The sequence below is a fragment of the Bacillus fungorum genome, from assembly GCF_002746455.1.
Classification (GTDB): Bacteria; Bacillota; Bacilli; order Bacillales; family Bacillaceae_G; genus Bacillus_A; species Bacillus_A fungorum.
Window position 1 is genome coordinate 1 of the sequence record NZ_NWUW01000081.1, and the last position, 3,953, is coordinate 3,953.

3 protein-coding genes are annotated in these 3,953 nt (G+C 32.8%); all 3 read right to left on the reverse strand.

Going from position 1 to position 3,953, the window contains the following annotated elements:
* Nucleotides 1-254 precede the first annotated feature (254 nt).
* The gene (locus tag CO726_RS32090; RefSeq protein ID WP_169513120.1) at nt 255-410 is read right to left on the reverse strand and encodes a hypothetical protein; all 156 of its coding nucleotides are present in this window, start codon (nt 408-410) and stop codon (nt 255-257) included.
* The gene (locus CO726_RS30465) at nt 407-1,630 is read right to left on the reverse strand and encodes an AimR family lysis-lysogeny pheromone receptor (RefSeq protein WP_099686780.1); all 1,224 of its coding nucleotides are present in this window, start codon (nt 1,628-1,630) and stop codon (nt 407-409) included. The genes CO726_RS32090 and CO726_RS30465 overlap by 4 nt, the downstream gene beginning before the upstream one ends.
* Before the next feature lie 224 nt (nt 1,631-1,854).
* Nucleotides 1,855-3,498, reverse strand: a complete 1,644-nt coding sequence (locus CO726_RS30470) for a peptide ABC transporter substrate-binding protein (RefSeq protein ID WP_099686781.1) — start codon at nt 3,496-3,498, stop codon at nt 1,855-1,857.
* Nucleotides 3,499-3,953: the final 455 nt, after the last annotated feature.

The window sequence follows — 3,953 nt, forward strand, 5'->3', positions numbered from 1 at the left end:
CTACACATTTTCAATGCCCCGCCCTCGCGGAATAATCTTTGGAAACCCTTGTGTTATCAGTAGATTTGATAACACAAGGGTTTTTGCAACTTTACTAACAATATAGTTTAAAATTTTGATTTAGTATCAGCTATCAGTTTGTGAATGATTCACAAACTTTTCTTGTATTTCGAATTCGATATTTAGGAAATATCCCTAAAAACAACGAATGCGATTGCCTCCTATGAGACAATCGCATTCTAATTATTTAAAGGTTAACCCATTCCACCACCGGGATCTCCCATTCTAGCTAATAAATGTTCTGAATCTTTTTCAACTAAATTGTTTGGTTGTTCTTTACTACCAGCAGCAGTATAAATAATTCCTGCCACCAAAACGATACTTGTTAATACAAATAATATTTTCTTCATATAGCACCACCCTCATGTATTATACCATTTTTATCAAATTCTACTACTATTTTTTTAGGGAATTTGCTGTAGAACCTATTACCAATACACTCATATAGCGCAATTGACTTTTCAATTAAAGTAATATCATTCTTTGCTATGCCTAAAATACAATATTGCATTGGACTTAAAAATCCATTCTTCTTCTCTAGATTATTAAGAATATCAATTGCATTTTGATAATTCCCCTTAACAATCTCTAAAAATGACTCTTCAGCAGGATGATATATTTTTATATTCTCCAACTCTCGCCTATTAACTAGCTTAATAAAAGCATATGTATTAAGAATCGACTGCTTTCTTTGCATTTCCCTTTCAAAATTACATGGCTCTAATTGTTCTAGAGATTTATTTATATACTTGGATGCACGATCATAGCATTCAAAGGAATAAGACTCTGCTAAATATACAAGTGCCGATGCCCTTAAAAGATGAAAACACCCTTCTGGATCTTCTAACTCTAGAATTTCCTGGCATAAGCTCCTGGATTTTTCGAGATCATCTTGCACCATGTAAGCATATGCTAAACCTTCTTTAATCCTACCTAAATAAGATGTTCTAATAAAACTATCAGTTATCGCATTAACGTCTGGTGATAATACCTCAGCATACTCGAATAATGAATTATATTTTTCTAAATCATACATAGTATAGTAAGTTAATATTCCGTATAAAACCTTCATCTCATTTGTCTTAATTACCTTTTTACCCTTACGATCTTCCAGTATAGCTAACAATTCTTGTTTTTTAATACTGCCACTATTTCTAAGCCATACTAATTCATAGACATAAGCCCATTCTCGATTTATTGCGAGTGATGAATTTCTCTCCTGATCCACTACTAGCTTAAGAAGTGATAAATCACCTTTTGCATTTGCATATTCCATGGCAATCCTCAAGTTTTTCTTGCTTGTTGTGACAGAACAGAAAGTGTGTAACATCTTTCTTTGTTTATGAATATCACTCGGATATACTATATTAAGTAATTTGATTAAATTCCAAAATCCAAATTGATTTTTCCCAGTTAGATTCTTAGAAAGAGTTCCAGGAGAGATACCAATTGTTTTAGCTATATCTTCTTGATTTTTTCTTTGGAAATCAATCTCATCAATGATTTTACCTAAGAATTTGTTTAATGTTTGTTCCGAATTTTTATCTTCTCTCTTAAGCTCTTCATTCATATTATTTTCCCTTCTAATCTAAAAAAGAATTCCACAATACCTCTTATAATATCCTTTTTAATTTAATGTTAGTATATAATGTTTTAACGTAATCATATCAAAAAGTATGTTATTTGTATTTGTTATAACGGAATAACCTTATATGTAATTATGCATGAGTATATTGAACGGAAAACTAAAAGGAGTCGAATATATTTAAAAATATATTCGACTCCTTTTTTTACCTATTTTTTTATTTCTGAAAACTTATAGTTAAATTCCCCACCAAAATCATTCGTTACAATTCCTTTAATATTTGAACGCTGTAAGTATGATCTGCCTGGTTGATAGAAAGGTGCAACTGCCCCATCTTCTAATAATATTTTCTCTGCTTGTTTCATTGCTTCCCAACGAGCTTTTTCATCACCAGCTAAATTTGTTTTCACTTGATGAATTAGTTCATCATATGCTTTGTTTGAATACTTATCAAAGTTATAGCTGCTAGTTGTCGTAAATAAATCTAAAAATGTGATAGGATCTGGAATATCGGGTCCCCATACATCAACACCTAAATCGTAATCACTATTCAGCAGCAACTGAATTTGCTGTTTGCGTGGCTGCGGCTTAACATTGATTGTAAGCCCCTCTAAATTTTTTTCTAGTTCACCTTTTAAATACTCCGCATTTTTTTTGGCTATTGCATTATCACTTGTTAGCAAATCTAGCGTTACTTGTTCTTTCCCAAGTTCTTGTTTTGCCTTCTTCCAGTTTACCTTGGCTGTCTTTACATCATCTTTTACCAATGTTCCATTCTCTTTTCGGAAGTCTTTTCCATCTGGTCCTTTAGCGAAATCAGTGGGTATAAAACCATCCGCAGGAAGGGAACCATTGTTTAACACTGTATCTACAAAGGCTTTCTTATTCATTGCCTGAATAATTGCCAAACGGACATGTTTATTTTGTAACACTTCATTTTTTTGATTCATACGTAAAAACTGCATAGTTACTTCAGGTCGCTCTTTAAAATCAGGACTATTTCTATATTTATCTACAAACTCACCTGTTAGTCCTACACGGTCAATTTGACCTGATTCATATAGATTTATTTCTGTTGATTTATCTTTCACGATATCAAAGTTAATTTTGTCTAATTTCACTGTTTTAGCATCCCAATAATTCGGATTCTTTTTCAATTGAAAACCTTGTTCATGCTTCCAATTATCCAATGTAAACGCCCCGTTATAAACCAATTTATTTTCTTCTAAGCCATACTGCTTTCCTTGTGATTCAAAATACTTCTCGTTAATGGGTAAAAACGTTGCGAACGTTGTCAAGTCTATAAAATAAGGGGCAGGCTGCTCTAATTGTACCTCTAATGTTTTATCATCTATTGCTTTTATCCCAAGCTGATCTACAGGTAGCTCTTTACTATTAATTCTCTTTGCATTCTTTATATCAAAGAATAGAAACGCATATTCTGCCGCTGTATTAGGATTCACAGCACGTTTCCAAGAGAATACAAAGTCTGCAGCTGTTACAGGTGTCCCATTTGACCATTTGGAATCCCTTAGATGGAATGTGTATGTTTTTTTATCTTCACTCACTTCATACGATTTTGCCACACCAGGAATTACTTTGTTTTCTTCCCCTAGTATGTACAGACCTTCAAACACATTCCGCATTACATTTATGGATTCACTATCTGTTGCCTTTGTTACATCCATTGTTGGGATTTCCGCTATATACGGTAAACTAATGGACTGTTTTGTTTCATTCTTGTCAGTTGTTTTTGCATTATTTTTTGTCTCTTTTTCTTCACTACTACAAGCTGTTAGTAACAGACTCGCTCCTATAATAGCAGCTACAACCGATGTAACTCTTTTAAACATGTTACGTTCTTCCTCTCTATATGTACGGTTTACTTAATCAGATTATCTATATATCGAACTTTAAAGACTACAAGAATAGAGATTTGCTTTTTCTAAAGTATTCTGACGCCTTTTAGTATTGTATATGTATTATCTAAATATAAACCTCTTACTACTTTACCATTAAAACCGTAGCATTCTAGAGATTATTGTGTCAATCACTAAAATTTAATTTAAATTAGGTGTATACGATAAGAAGGACAGTACCATTCACGTAGGTTTAGATTTTTAACTTTTTTGTTTTGATATTCACAGCAAGAGCATACTTGGCTAAAATGATAAAGATGATTATTGAACTACCCCCACTTTCACTTCGTTTAGAAGTGAGGGATTCCTAAGTAAAGAGTTCTATCGAACTCTAATTGATTAGGCTATCCCCGCAGTCCTTGCGGTTAGAAGCCTTATCGCCTCATTCT